The 19,208-nt window shown below is 43.4% G+C and carries 17 protein-coding genes; 9 read left to right on the forward strand and 8 right to left on the reverse strand.

What is annotated here, in order from left to right:
• Positions 1-79 precede the first annotated feature (79 nt).
• Positions 80-319 (forward strand): sulfurtransferase TusA, encoded by a 240-nt coding sequence (gene tusA, locus A587_RS0116885; RefSeq protein ID WP_010376829.1) that lies wholly within the window; start codon positions 80-82, stop codon positions 317-319.
• Positions 320-387: 68 nt separating this feature from the next.
• Here tusA and A587_RS0116890 read toward each other — a convergent pair whose 3' ends face one another.
• The 7 genes from A587_RS0116890 to dnaA all read right to left on the reverse strand — a co-directional run bounded on the left by A587_RS0116890 (position 388) and on the right by dnaA (position 10,092).
• On the reverse strand, positions 388-834 hold the full coding sequence (locus A587_RS0116890; protein ID WP_010376831.1) for a hypothetical protein: 447 nt from the start codon (positions 832-834) through the stop codon (positions 388-390).
• A gap of 72 nt (positions 835-906) precedes the next feature.
• Positions 907-2,976 carry a glycine--tRNA ligase subunit beta gene (gene glyS / locus A587_RS0116895; protein ID WP_017218525.1) on the reverse strand — a complete coding sequence of 690 codons (2,070 nt, stop codon included), beginning with the start codon at positions 2,974-2,976 and terminating at the stop codon, positions 907-909.
• A complete protein-coding gene (gene glyQ, locus A587_RS0116900; protein WP_017218526.1) occupies positions 2,976-3,878 on the reverse strand; it encodes a glycine--tRNA ligase subunit alpha in 903 nt (300 codons plus the stop codon). The genes glyS and glyQ overlap by 1 nt, the downstream gene beginning before the upstream one ends.
• A gap of 176 nt (positions 3,879-4,054) precedes the next feature.
• Positions 4,055-6,472 carry a DNA topoisomerase (ATP-hydrolyzing) subunit B gene (gene gyrB, locus A587_RS0116905; RefSeq protein ID WP_017218527.1) on the reverse strand — a complete coding sequence of 806 codons (2,418 nt, stop codon included), beginning with the start codon at positions 6,470-6,472 and terminating at the stop codon, positions 4,055-4,057.
• Positions 6,473-6,484: 12 nt separating this feature from the next.
• Positions 6,485-7,573 carry a DNA replication/repair protein RecF gene (gene recF, locus A587_RS0116910; protein WP_017218528.1) on the reverse strand — a complete coding sequence of 363 codons (1,089 nt, stop codon included), beginning with the start codon at positions 7,571-7,573 and terminating at the stop codon, positions 6,485-6,487.
• 4 nt (positions 7,574-7,577) lie between these two features.
• Positions 7,578-8,681 (reverse strand): DNA polymerase III subunit beta, encoded by a 1,104-nt coding sequence (gene dnaN, locus A587_RS0116915; protein ID WP_017218529.1) that lies wholly within the window; start codon positions 8,679-8,681, stop codon positions 7,578-7,580.
• Positions 8,682-8,691: 10 nt separating this feature from the next.
• Positions 8,692-10,092, reverse strand: a complete 1,401-nt coding sequence (dnaA, locus tag A587_RS0116920) for a chromosomal replication initiator protein DnaA (RefSeq protein ID WP_017218530.1) — start codon at positions 10,090-10,092, stop codon at positions 8,692-8,694.
• 607 nt (positions 10,093-10,699) lie between these two features.
• On the opposite strand from dnaA, the gene rpmH reads away from it, so the two are divergent.
• The 7 genes from rpmH to A587_RS0116955 all read left to right on the forward strand — a co-directional run bounded on the left by rpmH (position 10,700) and on the right by A587_RS0116955 (position 15,443).
• Positions 10,700-10,834, forward strand: a complete 135-nt coding sequence (gene rpmH / locus A587_RS0116925) for a 50S ribosomal protein L34 (protein ID WP_010376846.1) — start codon at positions 10,700-10,702, stop codon at positions 10,832-10,834.
• 6 nt (positions 10,835-10,840) lie between these two features.
• The gene (rnpA, locus tag A587_RS24185) at positions 10,841-11,275 is read left to right on the forward strand and encodes a ribonuclease P protein component (protein ID WP_010376847.1); all 435 of its coding nucleotides are present in this window, start codon (positions 10,841-10,843) and stop codon (positions 11,273-11,275) included.
• A 173-nt stretch (positions 11,276-11,448) separates the two neighbouring features.
• Positions 11,449-11,751 (forward strand): membrane protein insertion efficiency factor YidD, encoded by a 303-nt coding sequence (gene yidD, locus A587_RS0116935; protein WP_017218531.1) that lies wholly within the window; start codon positions 11,449-11,451, stop codon positions 11,749-11,751.
• Between the two features lie 8 nt (positions 11,752-11,759).
• On the forward strand, positions 11,760-13,394 hold the full coding sequence (yidC, locus tag A587_RS0116940; RefSeq protein ID WP_017218532.1) for a membrane protein insertase YidC: 1,635 nt from the start codon (positions 11,760-11,762) through the stop codon (positions 13,392-13,394).
• Positions 13,395-13,558: 164 nt separating this feature from the next.
• Positions 13,559-14,230: a cytochrome c biogenesis protein CcdA gene (locus tag A587_RS0116945; protein WP_017218533.1), complete on the forward strand. Its 672-nt coding sequence runs from the start codon at positions 13,559-13,561 to the stop codon at positions 14,228-14,230.
• 17 nt (positions 14,231-14,247) lie between these two features.
• On the forward strand, positions 14,248-14,706 hold the full coding sequence (locus A587_RS0116950; protein WP_017218534.1) for a TlpA family protein disulfide reductase: 459 nt from the start codon (positions 14,248-14,250) through the stop codon (positions 14,704-14,706).
• Complete coding sequence (locus A587_RS0116955) at positions 14,706-15,443, forward strand: TlpA family protein disulfide reductase (RefSeq protein WP_017218535.1); 738 nt, start codon at positions 14,706-14,708, stop codon at positions 15,441-15,443. The genes A587_RS0116950 and A587_RS0116955 overlap by 1 nt, the downstream gene beginning before the upstream one ends.
• A 3-nt stretch (positions 15,444-15,446) precedes the next feature.
• Here the strand turns inward: A587_RS0116955 and A587_RS0116960 are convergent, their stop codons facing one another.
• Complete coding sequence (locus tag A587_RS0116960; protein ID WP_232288085.1) at positions 15,447-17,627, reverse strand: winged helix-turn-helix domain-containing protein; 2,181 nt, start codon at positions 17,625-17,627, stop codon at positions 15,447-15,449.
• A gap of 211 nt (positions 17,628-17,838) precedes the next feature.
• Between A587_RS0116960 and mnmE the strand changes: the two genes are divergently transcribed.
• The gene (gene mnmE, locus A587_RS0116965) at positions 17,839-19,203 is read left to right on the forward strand and encodes a tRNA uridine-5-carboxymethylaminomethyl(34) synthesis GTPase MnmE (protein ID WP_017218537.1); all 1,365 of its coding nucleotides are present in this window, start codon (positions 17,839-17,841) and stop codon (positions 19,201-19,203) included.
• The last annotated feature ends 5 nt before the right edge of the window (positions 19,204-19,208 follow it).

Consider the following 19,208-nt stretch of genomic DNA (forward strand, 5'->3'; position numbering starts at 1 on the left):
CAAACTTGAGCTTACTTACAACATGCGGTTAAAATAGCAGTTTTCGTCACTAACAACGTAACTAACAAGGCCACCCACAATGAGTTTTGATAATACCGACCACACCTTAGATGCAGTAGGCTTACGTTGTCCGGAGCCAGTAATGATGATTAGAGGCATGGTAAGACGGATGAACTTAGGTGAGACGTTGTTAGTTATCGCAGATGATCCATCAACAACAAGAGACATTCCGAGCTTCTGTGAATTTATGGATCACACTTTGGTTGCCAAAGCAGTGGCCGAATCTCCCTACAAGTATGTGATTAAGAAAGGTCAGTGATCTCCTCTTTAACACACTGTTTGAGCTCGTGAGTCATAGACAATAAAAAAGCGGCACCTGCCGCTTTTTTAAGATTTTACAATCACCACCTTTGGTGAACGAGGATTACGATAATCTAAGCGGATTTCGTACCAGCCTTTTTTACTTGGCTTGAAGCTAAAGTAGTTATACACCGTGTTACAATCCGCGACCAGCGGTTGCCCTAGCGTTAACTGCCCTTCACTCTTATAGCCACAGTTGTAGCCTTCACTCCACTGCTCATCAGCAATTTTAAATTCATACACTTTACCCGGGCTCATGAATCTTGCTTTTGTTGCGTAGATCCCCGGTTGTGTTTCTTCTAGGCGATACTGAGGTTCGGCATCCCACAGAGTGAAGTCACCGCGTAGATACATTGTCTTATCCAACTCACCGGCAACAACCGGTGAAGTTGAAGTCGTTGGCAATTGAAAGTTACTACTACAAGCGGTAAGTGCTAATAGCGCAATCGCCATTGCCCCTTGTTTTTTAATCATAGCTAGACTGCCTTTTACTTGCTTTTACCAATCAGCAAAAAGCCAGCAGGTTGCTGGCTTTTGTATCAGCAATTAATTTTGTAACACTGAAATATCTGCAGTATTAAGGAATAACTTACTTAACTGACCAAGTAGTGCTAAACGATTGGCCTTAACCGCTTCATCGTCCGCCATTACCATAACATTATCAAAGAAGTTATCTACTGCTTCACGTAAACTTGCTAAACGCGTCAGTGCAGTTTGATAATCACCTTCAGCGTAAACAGGCGCAAGCTCAGCAGTTAACGCAGCAACTTGTGCAGCCAATGTTTGCTCAGCTTCTTCTTGCAGGAGTGAGCTCTCCACCGCAGCTTCTGACGCGACGTTATTCTTCGCTAGAATGTTGTTAACACGCTTATTGGCAGCAGCTAACGCTTCAGCTTCCGCCAACGTTCTAAAGTGACTAACCGCTTTTACTCGGCGATCAAAATCAACTGGGCTCGTTGGACGTCTTGCAAGTACTGCTTGGATCACATCCACGCTGATACCTTCATCTTGGTACCAGGCACGGAAACGACCTAACATAAACTCAACCACTTCATCGGCAACATTTGCATTGCTTAGCTTATCACCGAATAACGTCATTGCTTTGGCAACGATATTCTGAATGTCTAATGGTAGTTCTTTTTCTACCATAATACGCAATGCGCCAATGGCAGCACGACGCAGTGCAAACGGGTCTTTATCGCCTTTTGGTGTCTGGCCGATACCAAAAATGCCAACCAAAGTATCAAACTTATCCGCAAGCGCCACGGCAAAACTGATTGGGTTAGACGGTAGATTATCACCAGCAAAACGCGGCATATATTGCTCATTTTGTGCTAGCGCGACTTCTTCCGCTTCGCCATCAATGCGCGCGTAATGCATACCCATCACGCCCTGAACGTCAGTAAATTCCATGACCATTTCAGTCATTAAATCGGTTTTACTTAGTAAACCTGCACGCTCTGCTAGTGCCTTATCAGCTCCAAGCTGCTCAGCAATAAAACCTGCAAGTGCCGAAATACGCTCTGACTTGTCTTTTAGTGTGCCAAGCTGCTTCTGAAATAACACTGAATCAAGTGACTCAAGACGACTTTCCAGCGTTTTCTTCTTATCCGTTTCAAAGAAGAACTGAGCATCTGCCAGACGTGGGCGAACCACTTTCTCGTTACCCGAGATCACCACGCTCGGATCTTTACTTTCAATGTTAGAAACAAACAAGAACTTGTTGATCAAGTTGCCTTGCTTATCTAACAGTGGAAAGTATTTTTGGTCGTCTTTCATGGTGTAGATAAGTGCTTCATCAGGCACTTGCAAGAAAGCTTCTTCAAACGAAGCAACTAAAGTTACTGGCCACTCGACTAGTGATGTAACCTCTTCAAGAAGATCTTCATCCATCGCTACTTGCGCGCCGAGCTTTTCAGCTTCAGCTTCAATCTGACTACGAATTAACGCTTTACGTGCTTCGTAATCCGCAATAACGTATGCACCTTTTAGCACTGCATGACAATCATCAGCATGTTCAACACGAACACGCTCTGGGTGATGGAAACGATGTCCTTGCAGCTCATTGCTGATAGCTTTACCTAGCACTTCACCTTCAACTTGTTGACTACCAAGTAGTGCAGCCACGGTATGCACAGGACGGATAAATTGTGTCTTGTTCGCACCCCAGCGCATCGGCTTTGGAATAGGTAACTTAGCCAGTGCTTTGTTGATCACATCGCTTAGTAACGCTAAGGTCTGTTGCCCCTCTACTTTCGCTTTGTGTAGCAGCCAAGTACCCTTGTCAGTTTCTAAACGCTCAGCATCATTAATATCAATACCACAACCACGAGCCCAACCTAGCGCCGCTTTAGTCGCGTTACCATCGGCGTCAAATGCCGCCTGAATAGCTGGACCACGCTTTTCAACCACTTTATCGGCTTGTTGCGTTTGTAATGCTTTAACTTGAATGCCTAAGCGACGAGGTGATGCATACCAGCTCACGCCTTCATGGCTAAGCTCTAATGATTCAAGCTCTTGCCTAGTATTTTCTGCGAATGACTCAGCAAGGTTGCGTAACGCCTTTGGTGGTAGCTCTTCGGTACCAATTTCTACGAGTAAGTTTTCAATCGACATTATTTATCCTTACAAAGCGGGAAGCCAAGTGCTTCACGTGCGTCATAGTAAGCCTGTGCACAGGCTTTTGATAAAGCACGAACTCTTAATATATAGCGCTGACGCTCAGTTACTGAGATAGCATGACGTGCGTCTAACAGGTTAAATGCATGAGATGCCTTCATTACCTGCTCATAAGCTGGTAGAGGAAGCCCTGCTTCGATTAGCTTTTCGCTTTCTTTTTCACACTGATCAAACTGCTTGAATAATGCCTCTACATCCGCATATTCAAAGTTATATGTCGACTGTTCGATCTCGTTCTGCATGAACACGTCACCATAAGTTACGCGCCCCATTGGACCATCTGTCCAAGCGAGATCATAAATGCTATCTACACCTTGTATATACATCGCAAGGCGCTCTAAACCATAAGTAATTTCACCCGTTACCGGTGAGCATTCAATACCGCCAACTTGCTGGAAGTAAGTAAACTGAGTCACTTCCATGCCATTCAACCATACTTCCCAACCTAATCCCCAAGCACCTAGCGTTGGTGACTCCCAGTTGTCTTCAACAAAGCGCACTTCATGCGTTAATGTATCAATGCCCAACGCTTCTAAAGAGCCTAGGTAGAGCTCCTGAATATTTTCAGGCGATGGCTTCAATACAACTTGGAATTGGTAGTAATGCTGAAGACGGTTAGGGTTTTCACCATAGCGACCATCCGTCGGGCGGCGACAAGGTTGTACGTATGCGCTCGACATTGGCTCAGGACCAATGGACTTAAGGAAGGTCATCGGGTGGAATGTACCCGCACCAACTTCCATATCTAAAGGTTGAGCTACAACACAGCCTTGCTGCGCCCAGTAATCCTGTAAAGCCAGGATCAAACCTTGGAAGGTTTTGATATCGTATTTTTGCATAGTTGGCTTATTTTTATCTGGTACTTATCGTATGTAAACGCCTGCAGTAATTTGGCGCTTACGCTAGATTCAATGATTGAAAATTATGCTCAGTATACCGCGAGCGCAGGAGGGTTTTAAGCTTTAAAGCATAAAAAAAGGAGGGAAAATCCCTCCTTTTTACTTGATGTTTGAGTTTACACGTCTAAGTTAACAACTCTCAGTGCATTTGTTTCGATAAACTCTCGACGAGGTTCAACTTGGTCACCCATCAAGGTTGCAAACAATTGGTCTGCAGCAATGGCATCTTCAATAGTCACACGTAGCATACGGCGAGCATCTGGATCCATCGTTGTTTCCCAAAGTTGGTCAGGGTTCATCTCACCCAATCCTTTATAGCGTTGTGTATACAAGCCACGCTTAGACTCTGAGATAAGCCATTCAAGACCAGCCTCAAAATATTCGATTGCTTGCGTCTTCTCACCACGCTGTACATAACCGCCTTCGCTGATCAAACTACCAATCTGACGACCCGTGTTCGCAATGCGAACATAATCTTTAGATGTAATAAAATCGAAGTTCAAAGTATGCGCTTTATCAACACCGTGCTGACGAATATTGATCACCGGATAATACATATGACGCTCTTCATCAAATGCAACTTCTGCGTTGAAGATAGTGGCGTCTTCATCTTTCTTCACAAGGTCAGCAACCAAGTTTTCAGTCCACGCCGTTACCTTTGCTTCATCAGATAAGTCTGACTCGGTGAGCTCTGGATGATAAAGCAAGCGGTTCATGATTGAAGACGGGTACTTACGCTTTAAACGTTCAATAATATCTATCGTATTTTGATAATCATGCACTAAGTTTTCTAACTTGTTACCAGAAATTGGCTCAGCACCTTCTGCTGGGTATAACGCAGCATCGTTAAGTGCTAATGTCGTTAGGTATGAAGTTAGTGCATTATCATCTTTAATATAGCGCTCTTGCTTACCTTTCTTCACTTTATATAGTGGTGGCTGAGCAATATAGACATAACCGCGCTCGATGATCTCTGGCATTTGACGATAGAAGAAAGTCAGTAGCAGCGTACGGATGTGTGAACCATCCACGTCCGCATCGGTCATGATGATGATGCGGTGATATCTTAGCTTTTCAGGGTTATATTCATCACGGCCAATACCACAGCCTAATGCAGTAATTAGTGTTGCCACTTCCTGAGAAGAAAGCATCTTATCAAAGCGTGCTTTTTCTACGTTCAAGATTTTACCTTTGAGCGGCAGAATTGCTTGGTTCTTACGGTTACGACCTTGCTTAGCAGAACCACCCGCCGAGTCACCCTCCACTATATATAGTTCAGAAAGTGCAGGATCTCGTTCTTGGCAGTCAGCGAGTTTACCCGGTAGACCAGCTAAATCCATAACGCCCTTACGACGAGTCATTTCACGGGCCTTACGTGCAGCTTCACGTGCGCGCGCAGCATCAACGATTTTGTTTACAACGGTTTTTGCATCGCCTGGGTTTTCTAGCAAGAATTCCGTTAGCTTTTCAGCCATCATTTGCTCAACAGCCCCTTTCACTTCACTAGAAACGAGCTTATCTTTTGTCTGTGAAGAGAATTTAGGATCAGGAACTTTAACACTAACAACAGCGGTCAAACCTTCACGGGCATCGTCACCTGTAGCACTGGTTTTATACTTTTTATTAAAGCCTTCTTTTTCCATGTAGGTGTTAAGCGTACGCGTAAGTGCTGCACGGAAACCCGCTAAGTGAGTACCACCATCGCGTTGAGGAATGTTATTGGTAAAACAGTAGATGTTTTCTTGGAAACCATCATTCCATTGCATAGAGACTTCTACGCTAATGCCATCATCACGCTCAGTCGAAAAGTGGAAAACGCTTTGATGAACTGGCGTCTTCTTACGATTTAGATATGCAACGAATGCTTGAATACCGCCTTCGTATTTGAAGTGATCTTGTTTATTCTCTTCGCGCTCATCACTCAAAATGATGCTTACACCAGAGTTAAGGAAAGATAGTTCACGTAGGCGCTTGGCTAGAATATCGTAGTGGAAATTTGTATCTGAGAAAGTTTCAGCACTTGGCCAGAATCTCAATTCTGTACCAGTAGATTCCGCTTCACCGATAATACCTAGCGGCGCATCTGGAACACCCATTGTGTATTTTTGCTGATGCACTTTGCCATCACGGCGGATTGTTAATTGTAGTTTTTCAGAAAGTGCATTTACAACAGAAACACCTACACCGTGCAGACCGCCAGATACTTTATATGAGTTATCATCAAATTTACCACCGGCATGTAGTACAGTCATGATAACTTCCGCCGCAGAAACCCCTTCTTCTTCGTGAATTGAAGTTGGGATACCACGACCATTATCTCGAACAGATACAGAGCCATCGGTATGAATTGTTACGAAAATATCGTCACAATATCCTGCTAGTGCTTCGTCGATTGAGTTATCAACGACCTCAAACACCATGTGATGTAAACCCGTACCATCGTCTGTGTCACCGATATACATTCCCGGACGCTTTCTTACAGCATCCAATCCTTTAAGTACTTTAATACTCGACGAATCGTAATTTTCCGACATGGTTTCTTCCAATTATTTTGTTATTAAGCTGCCATGTTCCACGTGGAACATTTTAATTTCACGTTCCATTGGTTCAATAACGGCGGCAATACTTTCTGGAGTAATAGCAGTGATAAACAGCTGTGACTGACATTGCGCCAACAGACGCGATACAGCCACCTTAGTATCTTCACTAAGCTCCGAAGGTAAATCATCAATAAGCAGTATTGACTGCTTATTACTCTCTTGGTCAATCAAACTGTTTTGCATTACTTTAAGTGCATACAGTAATAACTTGAGTTGACCACGAGAAAAAATATGTTCTACGCTGTTTCCTTGAGTATAAAAGTTAAAGTCAGCCTTATGCGGCCCTTTACTTGTATAGCCAAGTTTTACATCTCGCTCTAACTGATTCGTTAATACCTCAGCGAGTTCCCCCTTCCAGCCCGCTTGAAAGCGAATTTCAAGGCCTTTAAATATAGGGCTTATATCCCCTATCTTATCAAAAAAATGCGTCTGAAACCTACCTATATAAGCCTCTCTAAACATATTTATTTGCTCAGCAAGGCGTACAAACTCCTTATCCCAATAACTTAGCTGGGATTGGAGATCTCTCGGTTTAGATTTCAATAAAGCGTTACGTTGCTTGAGCACCTGATTAAACATTTTCCATGTGGAATAGAACTGATGTTCCACGTGGAACACACCTAAATCAAGAAACTTACGACGCTCTTTTGGACCACCAAAAAACAGCTCATAGCTTTCTGGTGTAATAACTTGAACAGGTAAAACCTGTGCTAATTCTGCCACTTTCCGGCTTGCTTGCCCCTGAATTCGAAGCTTAGTTTCACCACTGGTATATTTACTAATACCAAGCGGTATAGACAAGTTATGTAGTTGTTTTTTAGCATGAATAACGCAATGAGAAGCCTCATGCTTGATCATTAATTTTTGCAGATTGGTACGGAAAGATTTACCACTGGAGAGAAAGTAAATGGCTTCGAGCAGACTGGTTTTACCGCTACCATTTTCACCGAGAATGACATTAACGGCATTGCTAGGTGAAAGCGCCATCGCCTCAATGTTTCGAAACGCATTGAGGCTAAGGTGAGTTAAACTCATAACTCTATAAACGCATCGGCATAACTACATACATTGCATGTTCGTCACCAGCGGCTTCAATAAGCGCACTGCTGTTCGCATCAGAAAGCGTAAACTGTACATCTTCAGACTTTATTGTATTTAACACGTCTAATAAGTAAGAAACGTTAAAACCAACTTCAAGATCATCGCCTTGGTAACCTACCTCAACAATTTCTTCAGCTTGCTCCTGCTCTGGGTTATTGGCACTAATTTTTAATTGCCCATTACTCAGATTCAATCGCACACCACGAAACTTCTCGTTAGAAAGAATAGATACGCGCTGAAATGCACTACGTAGCCAATCGCGATTTGCGGTAACCAACTTGTCCCCGCCACGAGGTAATACGCGACGATAATCAGGGAATCGCCCATCCACTAGCTTACTCGTGAAAGTAAATTCGCTGTCGATGATGCGCACATGATTAGCGCCAAATTGAATGGTGATAGTTTCATCATCCGCAGGCAGTAAGCGCATGATCTCTTGCACGCCCTTACGAGGAATGATCAATTGACGTTGCGTTTGCAATGACTCTGGTAATTTTTGCTGCGCAATTGCTAAACGGTGACCGTCAGTGGCTACCGTTTTAATTTCATTATTATCTACTTCGAACGACATACCATTTAAATAGTAACGTACGTCTTGGTTAGCCATAGAAAAATGCGTTGCTTCTAGCAATTTTCTAAGCTCTAAACGCGTTATGGCAAACTCAACTTCACCGTCCCACTCTTCAAGATTAGGGAAGTCTTCAGCGGCTAAGGTTGTCAATGAAAAGCGACTTTGACCGCTAGTCAGTAGCAGTTGATGCTCTTGGCTACTCAGCACTAAATCCGAGTTATCAGGCAAGCTCTTACAAATATCTAGGAGCTTTTTCGCCGGTAAAGTGATCTTGGCGTCTGGCACATTGGTTTCAAGGGCAACAGATGCAACAAGCTCTATCTCTAAATCTGTACCTGTCATATGTAACGCGCCATTTTTCACTTCTAGCAATACATTAGACAAGATAGGCAGTGTATGTTTGCGCTCAATGGCACCCGACACCTGTACCAGTGGCTTTAAAAATAGTTCTCTTGGAATCGTTATTTGCATCATTTAACCCTTAAGAAGACAGCGTTCTAATTAAGTTTTGATAATCTTCTTTTACCTCATGACTTTCATCACGAAGTGCTTTTACTTTTCTACACGCGTGTAACACGGTGGTATGGTCGCGGCCACCAAATGCATCACCTATTTCTGGCAAGCTGTGGTTTGTCAGTTCTTTAGACAATGCCATGGCTACTTGTCTTGGTCTTGCAACCGAACGGCTACGACGTTTTGACAATAAGTCAGAAACACGAATTCGATAATATTCCGCCACGGTGCGCTGGATATTATCGATGGTAACGAGTTTGTCTTGTAGCGCTAATAAGTCGCGTAGCGCTTCTTTAACAAAATCGATAGAAATTGGACGACCAGTGAAGTTGGCATTAGCTATCACGCGGTTTAACGCACCTTCTAACTCTCGCACATTAGAGCGTAATTTCTTAGCGATAAAAAAGGCAACTTCGTGTGGCAAGTTAATATTACTTTGCTGCGCTTTCTTCATTAAGATAGCAACGCGAGTCTCTAATTCTGGAGGCTCAATAGCAATAGTTAACCCCCAACCAAAACGCGACTTCAGTCGATCCTCGACCCCTTCTATTTCTTTAGGGTAACGGTCAGAAGTTAGAATAATTTGTTGGTTGCCTTCAAGCAGCGCATTAAAAGTATGGAAGAACTCTTCTTGCGAACGCTCTTTGTTTGCAAAGAATTGGATATCATCAATCATCAATGCATCAACGCTGCGGTAGTAACGCTTGAATTCTTCAATGGCATTATTCTGTAGTGCTTTAACCATGTCCTGAACAAAACGCTCTGAATGCATATAAACAATTTTTGCATCCGGTTTTTGCTCAATGATGCCATTACCTACAGCGTGTAACAGGTGCGTCTTACCTAAACCAGTTCCACCATAAATAAATACGGGGTTGAATGCAGAACCTGGATTATCAGCAACTTGTGTTGCAGCAGCTTTAGCCAATTGGTTAGATTTACCTTCTACAAAGTTATCAAAGGTGTAATTCTCTTTAATATTAGACTTGTGCGAAGATTTAGGAGCAGGCTCAACTTTTTCTGCCATTTTTGGCTGAGTGCCTTGCAGCATCGACATATTATCAGCTGCATGACCTACACTTGTGGCCTTTTCGTTAGATACACTTGGCTGTGCAGCTAACACAGGTTTGCTACCCACATCAAAACGCAGCTCTGGTGCTTCATCACCACAGATTTCAATCAGCAGTTCATTGATGCGGTGGAGATACTTTTCTCGTACCCAATCCAATACAAAACGATTCGGCGCATAGATAGTTAGCGTATCATCAGTACTTTCTGCCTGTAGTGGTCTTACCCACATGCTAAATTGCTGAGATGGCAATTCATCTTGCAAAACATATAAACAACTTTGCCAAACCGACAGATACACTCTGAACTCCAATAGGTTTTGATTCCCGGAAATAAAAAATAGAGCATTCAGATCTAAATAGTCAGATCTAAATGAAAGGATCGCCGGAAATACTTAGTTTTTATTACAAAATCACTGGTGGAAGCGGGGTATTATGAAGTGATCTTATCCACAAGTTCAATATTGACATTTAGAAAAAGCAAGATCTCACCCTAGCAAAAAAATAAACATATGAAATTTAAAGGTTTTTATTTTTTACCCACAAGTAAGATCATAGCAAAAAACTCTCCCGATCTCACCCCAAAATTAAGATCAAATTTAGTTTTCCAGAGCTTTTCCTATTCTTACTAAATGCTATAATGCCGCCCATCGGATCAGATCTATGCAGATCGATTTCGTATTGATCCTACTTTATGTAGATCGTCTATGTTTGCTCGATAGCTTTGCCAAGTTTTGTCTATATATAAGGATAAAGAAATCCTACTGTGGATTATTTAGCCACAGAGAACAGATTTTGATTGACTTTAGACGCGCTCAGCTTTAATATCTCGCGCTCGCAATGGCACCTGTGCCAGGATCGCGACCTGCATAGGATGTTTTAACTTTTAACCGATCGGATGGAATTGTTATGAAAAGAACTTTTCAACCTAGCGTACTTAAGCGCAAGCGCACTCACGGTTTCCGTGCTCGCATGGCGACTAAGAACGGTCGTAAAGTATTAGCACGTCGTCGTGCTAAAGGCCGTAAAGTACTTTCTGCTTAATATTTAGTGGAAGACTTTAGCTTTAGCAGGGAGTTACGTCTGTTAACTCCCTCGCATTACTCCCGCATATTTCAAGAGCCAGCTCGCGCTGCTACGCCTTATTTTACTCTACTTGCAAAACCAAATGATGTTGGTCATCCAAGACTCGGCTTAACTGTAGCTAAAAAACGCTGCAAAAAAGCATGTCAACGAAACCGTATCAAACGACTTGCCAGAGAAAGCTTTCGATTAAATCGTCATAAACTTGATAACATCGATATTGTGTTGATGGTCAAAACCGGTGTTGACGAGCAATCTAATGAAGAGCTAACTAAACAGCTCACTAAGATGTGGCGCAAAATAAATGAACGTTGTAAGCCAGGTGCACCTAAACCACCTTTTAAGCCGAAACCTCAACACAAGCGTTCAAAAAATCCTCAAGCTAACGCGAAAAAGCAATAATCTGCTTTAGCCTTTCCTTTTTACGGCGCATTTACCCTTGCTAGCATAGTAATTTTACGCCAATTAAGGTAAGGTTAGCTCACCTTTTAATCAGCTATATCAATGGAAAAATAGTCTGTTTTTACCCACTTGGGTTGAAGCAGTAAATTGAGGAAATTGATATCTACAAAGCCATGAATTCAACTTCAGGGCATAACAAGATCAGAGATCAGTTCAAAGCAGTTTGTTCGCTTCCCAAGCACCTGCTTATATTGCTGATCCGCGGTTATCAACAATGGATTAGCCCCCTACTCGGGCCTCATTGTCGCTTTAACCCGACCTGTTCTAGTTATGCAATTCAAGCAATTAATTTACATGGAATTGCAAAAGGGAGTTGGTTAGCGGTTAAACGCATATTAAAATGTCACCCTTTGAGCGCAGGTGGAGATGATCCTGTACCTGTGAAGTCGACTAAAGTTAAACAACACGAGAAATAAGAGCTGTTATGGAATCGCAACGCACGTTTTTATTTATCGGTTTGTTGCTGGTTTCGTTCCTACTGTTCCAAGAGTGGACACAAGAACAAAACCAACCACAAGCTGATACCAGTGCCGTCACACAACAAGTGGCGAACTCAACCCCAACAGAAGAGCAAGCTGATGTACCAGCATCAAGCCAATCCGATGTCCCAGTTGTAGCAACTCAGGCAACACGTTCTGTCATTAGTATCACTACCGATGTACTTTCGGTAAAAATTGATACTAAAGGCGGTGATATCGTTGAAGCCAACTTACTACAACACGCAGAAACCCATGGCAGCGACACGCCTTTCATGTTACTTGGTGAATTTGAAGGCAAGCAGTATGTTTCACAGAGTGGTTTAATTGGTTTAAACGGCCCAGATGCAAACAAAGCTGGTCGCCCAGTCTATGAGTCGGCACAACAGCAATATGAGCTAAATGGCGATACATTACGTGTACCACTGACTTTTACTGATGAGAAAGGCGTACAGTACACAAAAACTTATGTATTTAAAGCAGGTAAATATGACGTTGACTTAGAATACCAAGTTAACAACACCACCTCATCACCTGTTCAAGTACAACTATACACACAAATCAAACGTACACGCCAAGATAAGGGCAGCATGGTTGATCAGACCTACTTAGGCGCAGCCTATGGTACCGCTGAAGAACCTTATGAGAAATACAGCTTCTCTGATATGGCGGATGCGAACCTGAATAAAAATACCCAAGGCGGCTACGTTGCTTTCCTACAGCACTACTTCGTCAGTGCATGGGTGCCAGATCAGCAAACCAATAATACGATTTATACCGCGCTTAGAAATGGTAGTGGTATTGTTGGTATGAAGAGCGAGCCAACCAATGTGCAAGCAAACAGCACGGCAACTATCCATGCAGTGTACTACATGGGTCCTAAAGACACAGAAGCGCTTGAAGCAATTCAAGAAGATCTAGATCTCACTGTAGACTACGGCTGGTTATGGTTCATTTCACAACCTTTACTGACTCTGCTTAAGTTCCTTTACGGTATATTAGGTAACTGGGGTCTGGCGATTATTGCTATCACTTTGATTGTGAAAACAGCGTTATACCCTCTAACTAAAGCGCAATACACCTCAATGGCTAAAATGCGCATGCTACAGCCTAAGATGCAGGCACTAAAAGAACGTTATGGCGATGACCGCCAGAAGTTCGGCCAAGCGATGATGGAAATGTACCGTAAGGAAAAAGTGAACCCAATGGGTGGCTGTTTCCCACTATTACTACAAATGCCAATCTTCCTAGCCTTGTTCTACGTATTCCTTGAATCAACAGAACTACGTCATGCTGAGTTTATGTTATGGCTAACAGACCTTTCAGCTATGGACCCGTACTACGTACTACCTGTGCTATTTGGCGCAAGTATGTTCCTAACCCAAAAACTACAGCCAATGACAGTTACAGACCCAATGCAACAAAAGATGATGACTTACATGCCAGTCGTGTTCTCAATCTTCTTTATTTGGTTCCCATCAGGTCTGGTACTTTACTGGTTGGTTTCAAACCTTATCTCTATCGCTCAGATGCTTATCATCTACCGTGGCATGGAGAAAAAAGGCATGAAAGTACGCGGTTAATACCGACGCACTATAGTAAAAAGCGGCTCTCCTTTGAGCCGTTTTTTTATGCATTTTAAACAAGCACTTGATAAAATTTGATAGCGATTTTATAACGATTTGATAGGTCAAACTAGTGCTATCCGTCATGCTCTTTTGCAGTTAAAAAATGCAAAGAGAAGACGATGCTTGAATCTACGTTACTACAGGCACTCTCCAGTGCCGAAACTGATTGGTGGTTAGTGCCTATTGCACTCTTAGTAGGTGTACTCACCAGCTTTACGCCCTGCGTATATCCCATACTTCCCATAACAGTTGCAACCCTTAGCCAACAACGCCATATTCGCCTTGCTCCAATCTGGTATGCACTAGGCTTTGCAGCGGTGTACGCCGCGCTTGGATTTATTGCAGCATTAACCGGTAGCTTCTTTGGCCAAGTAGCTACAAACCCTTGGGTCCTGCTTATTTTTGCCAATCTATTACTCTACTTTGCTGCGGTATCAAAAGGCTTAACCTCTCTGCCACGCTTGCCAAATGCTATTTCAACAGGCTCACCAGCACCTCTTCTAATGGGCATGGCCAGCGCTCTTGTTGCGGCTCCTTGTACATCTACAATACTAGGTGGCATATTGCTCTTCGTTGCTAATGCCCAGCAACCTCTTTTAGGAGGCGCGTTGCTGTTTAGTTTTGCGCTCGGTATGAGCACCCTATTACTGCTAGCAGGGCTAAGCACGCGCTTTTTGCATACATTACCAAGATCTGGAGCTTGGTTAAATCACATCACTACAGCAACCGCACTTATCTTAGTCGCGATGGCGCAATATTTTCTTATTCAAGCTGGCAAAAGTTGGCTATAAAACGCAAAGGAACCACCATGAAAAAAATCATTTTTTATTCACTCTTTATGTTACTCAGCACAATGTCTGCAGCAAAGGACTATCCCGTACTTACCGCCAATACGCTTGCAAACAATACCGTAACCAGTCAGGGCAAAGTCACTTACTTGAAGTTTTGGGCAACGTGGTGCTCCTACTGTGTGGAGGAAATGCCACTGCTTGAGCAAAGCTTTCAGCAAGCCAATAACCACTATCAAGTTATCGCCATCAATATTGGCTTCAATCAGTCGAAAAAAGGCGTGCAAGCTTACCTTGATAAACATAATTACCAGTTTCCAACGGTATTTGATAGTAGTGGCAAGATAACTCAGCAGTTTCAAGTGTTAGGCACGCCACAACACATCCTCATTGATGAAAACGGCAAAGAGATCTATCGCAGCGCGTTGTTTACAGATGAACTGCAACAACATCTGAACACACTTCAAGGAGCAAACTAATGTCATCAATTAAAGCCCTGCTTATATTCGCCGCTGTGTGTCTCAGCTTGTTTGCGCACGCTAACACGCAAGAGTATGTATTTATTAATATTTGGGATGAGTATGTACAGCCCACAACTCTACCAACGCCACTAGCACCAAGGAGATTGCTACAGCCCGATATTAATATTGATGAGGCAAGCTTAGCGCAGTTTAAAATGGCCTATCCAAGCTATGCTGAGTTAGCCATTGATAAGCAAAACCAGTTGATGCAACGCTTTGCAGTAAGGCAAACGCCTGTACGTGTTATCGTTAAAGACGACAAAGTTATCAAACGAGAGTTGCTGACGACTAACAGTGCACCAAGCACAGAGAAAGAAACACGGATCCCATTGCAAACACTCACTGGTACGCCATTTTCGATAGCGACTATAAACAGCCAATACAGAGTGTTATTTTTCAGCGATAGCTTGTGTCCGTTTCAACATATTCCTGCCTGTGAAATGAGAATAAAGCAAAACAATCAACTCGCTGCCTCGAGTGCGTATCCGGTCGTTACTGTGATTAAGCCCTTTTATGTGGAAGAACAAAGTGCTCGAGACTACCAACAACGTTTTGAGATCAAACACGATATTGTGTTCGATCACCACAACGAAGTATTTAGCCAGTTTGAGATTAGAGAGCTACCTTACTGGGTGGTACAAGACAAACGCGGTGAAATCGTTTATCGCGGTAATCAGCCACCCAACTTAGACTAGGGCCTAATTTATCGTCCATTTACTCTGACAATAGACGCTGTAAGGGGCATCGATAAGCTCAGCAATAAAATGCTTATCGATGCTGCTTTGCTGGCGTATTTGCAGCAACTGTTGCTGTAGTAATTGGCTGTTTTCGAGTCCAGCTAATTTATCTGAAAAGCGCTTTTGCAGCGCTTCTTCATTTAACATATCAGCCGCAACAACACCGTAAAGCAATAAAAGATGTGAATTGGTATGTTGATGTGCTGTAATGATCTCAAGCGCTTGTTGAGGCTCGTTTCTCAAAAGGTGGATATACATTTGCGTATAGAGCGCATAGGTCTCAACTTCTTGTAGCTGTAACATTTGATAATCGTGCATTGCATCAATCGTCAACTGCTCTGCAAATTCGAGCTTGCCCGCTTTGATCCAGGTCCAACCCAGTAACAATTTAACGTTGGCACGCGTCACCGAAGAAATATAATCGCTTTCTAACAGCATTCGATATTGCGTAATTGCACTTTGCATTGCATCCGTATCACCCGTTTGCAATGCGATATCCATATGCGCCATGCCAATCAGTAATTGCTGTTGCTCATAACTTGGAATAAAACGCGGCTCGCCGTTAATCTCATTTAAATACCGTAGCGCCTTTTCTCCCTGATGTAGCTGAATATAGTAGAATCCTAGGTAAGTGAGTATTTGCTTTTCTAAATAGTGATAACCATTTTTCTGAGCTAAAGCGAGGGCTTTTAATAAACTAGGCTCACTTTCAACCACTGGCACTAAGTAATTTTGACCATAAGCAAACAAAGCTTTTATTAGATTCATGGTCTGCTCTGTTTGCTCATAATAGGCAATGGCTTGCGCGAGCACAGGTTTACTCTTCTCTAAGTTTAGTAACGTTTTCTCTGCGGGACCAGCCGCTGGTGGATTGGCAAGATAGAAACTCCGCTGTGCTTCGCTATAGGCAAACGAGCGACTGCCTATCAAAACATGCGCTGAGCTCATCGCTTGCTGGTATTCATCCCAACGTTGTAACACCCAAAAAGCATCCGCTTTGAGTTGATATGCCATCGCAATCAATTCAACTTGCTGGCTTTGCTCAGCAGCATCGAGGGCAAGCTGAGCTTGCTGCAACGCTTGCTGATGTAAGCCTCGTGCCTTGAAAAACTCTCCGTAATAGAGGTGGTAGCGAGCACGAGTTGCGGTTGAAGCTGAACTTAGTGAAATCTGTTCGAATCGACGTGTGGCAGAATCAATATCACCGAGCTGCCAACAAATTTGCGCAAGCTCCAACTGACTTTCTAGATGTTCTGGCATTTGTGCCACAGCCGCCTCAAAATATGCCTTTGCCAGTTGAGGTCCCTGTTCATTTAATGCTTGTACACCGCGGTAATAGTCATTCATTGCTAGATTTAAGGATGATTTTTTGGCGGTTTTAGTGTCAACACCTAGCGCTAACTGCGCAATAACCTCTGTTGCAATCGCTTCAAAGCTCTCATCTAACTGTTCAACAATTATCTCGCTTTGCGTATCTCCATAAGTAACACTGAGTAAAAAACGCTGTTGTATCGGTTTTAGTGAAAGCGTGAGCTGTTTAATCGCACTATTCTCTGCAAGCTCAGGATATTGGCTTCGCGGTACTAATTGATAATGAGACTGTAAATGTTGTCTCAATGCCGCTTCAAGCGCATAACCCCACCACGCATTGGCTTGCACACCCGTCTCATTCACCATAGGCACAATGATTAACGAGTCTTGTTCAGCTTTAACACGAGTGACAACGGGTGCTGAGCTAGAAACGAGGTAAACACTCGCGGCTACTCCACTTAACGCGACAGCGCCAACGACAAACATCGCTTTCATTGTTGTAGTGAGTTTGAATGTGCTAAATGTGCGGCTCTCAACAGGACAAATCCACTGATAACCTTGCTGCGGTATGGTTTTAATAAATGTGGGTTGCTGGGCGTTATCTTTGAGGGCTTGTCTTAGCTCAGTGATACTTTGTGTTAGTGCAGCTTCTCTAAACTCACCGTGTTGCCACAATGTGCTGAGCAATGTTTCACGTGTAACAATTTGATTTGGATGAGCTAAAAAATAAGCCAACAGCTGCGCGACTCTCGGCCTAAGTGGCACTTGCTCAGCATCACGATATAAACACGAGACATTTGGATCGAAGCGGTATTGAAGAAAGTGCAGCACAGCGTTAGTTTCCCTTATACAACCTTTGCTAGTAAGAACAGTAAAAACTGTGACCATAATTATACCTGACAAAAGCGCATAACCGTATCATTAAGGTCATCAACCACCCAAAACGCAATGAGCAGACTTAGATATTACCCACCAGCTATACCTGAGATATATCAATTGCTGTACAATTATGGCTATTAACCAGACAGTCTAAAGAGTCATCATGATCGCACAAGACACCATAGCAGCACAGGCTACCGCACCGGGTCGCGGTGGCGTTGGTATTATTCGAGTTTCAGGGTGTAAAGCCCGAGCAGTTGCCGAGCAAATCTTAGGTAAGTGCCCAAAAACTCGCTATGCCGAATACCTGCCATTCAATACCCTAGCAGGTGAACAACTTGACCAAGGTATTGCATTGTTCTTCCAAGGGCCGAACTCATTCACCGGTGAAGATGTCCTTGAGTTACAAGGCCACGGTGGCCCCGTGGTACTTGATATGCTGTTAAAGGAAATCAGCAAAATTGAGCAAGTGCGCTTGGCAAAGCCTGGTGAGTTCTCAGAACGTGCTTTTATGAACGACAAGCTAGACTTAACGCAAGCAGAAGCTATCGCAGACTTGATCAACGCCACCAGCGAGCAAGCTGCAAAAAGTGCGCTACATTCACTACAAGGTGACTTTTCTAAACATATCAATACGTTGGTTGAGAAAGTAATTCATCTTCGCATGTACGTAGAAGCCGCAATAGATTTCCCCGATGAAGAAATCGACTTTCTTTCCGATGGTAAAGTCTCGGGTGACCTAGAAGCCATTATTCAGCAACTCGCAGAAGTGCGTAAACAAGCCAAACAAGGCAGCATCATGCGTGAAGGCATGCGCGTGGTGATTGCAGGCCGCCCTAATGCTGGTAAATCTTCACTACTCAATGCCTTAGCAGGCCGTGAAGCTGCGATTGTTACAGACATCGCAGGTACCACACGAGACGTACTACGTGAACATATTCATATTGATGGCATGCCACTTCATATTATCGACACCGCAGGACTTCGTGATAGTCCAGACAAAGTAGAACAGATAGGCATAGAGCGTGCTTGGGAAGAGATCCGCGGCGCCGATCACGTACTATTTATGGTGGATGGCACCGAAACCCACGAAACCGATCCTGCGAAGATCTGGCCTGATTTTATCGAGCAATTACCGCAAGGCATGGAAATTACCGTGATCCGCAATAAAGTCGATTTAAGCGGTGAAGCCGTTGGCGCAACAACGAGTGATGGCCATACCCTTATCCGTCTAAGTGCTAAAGATATTCAAGGCATTGATTTATTGAGGGAACACCTAAAAGCCTGTATTGGATTTACTGGTGCAACTGAAGGTGGCTTTATGGCTCGCCGTCGTCACTTAGACGCCCTAGAGCGCGCAGCTGAGCACCTAGAAATAGGTCAAACTCAGCTAGAAATGCATATTGCCGGTGAAATTTTGGCAGAAGAGCTACGCCTTACCCAGCAATACCTCAATGAGATCACCGGTGAATTCACCTCCGATGACTTGCTGGGCAAAATCTTTAGCTCATTTTGTATTGGTAAATAACCCAA

Source organism: Pseudoalteromonas sp. NJ631, assembly GCF_000276645.1.
Classification (GTDB): Bacteria; Pseudomonadota; Gammaproteobacteria; order Enterobacterales; family Alteromonadaceae; genus Pseudoalteromonas; species Pseudoalteromonas piscicida.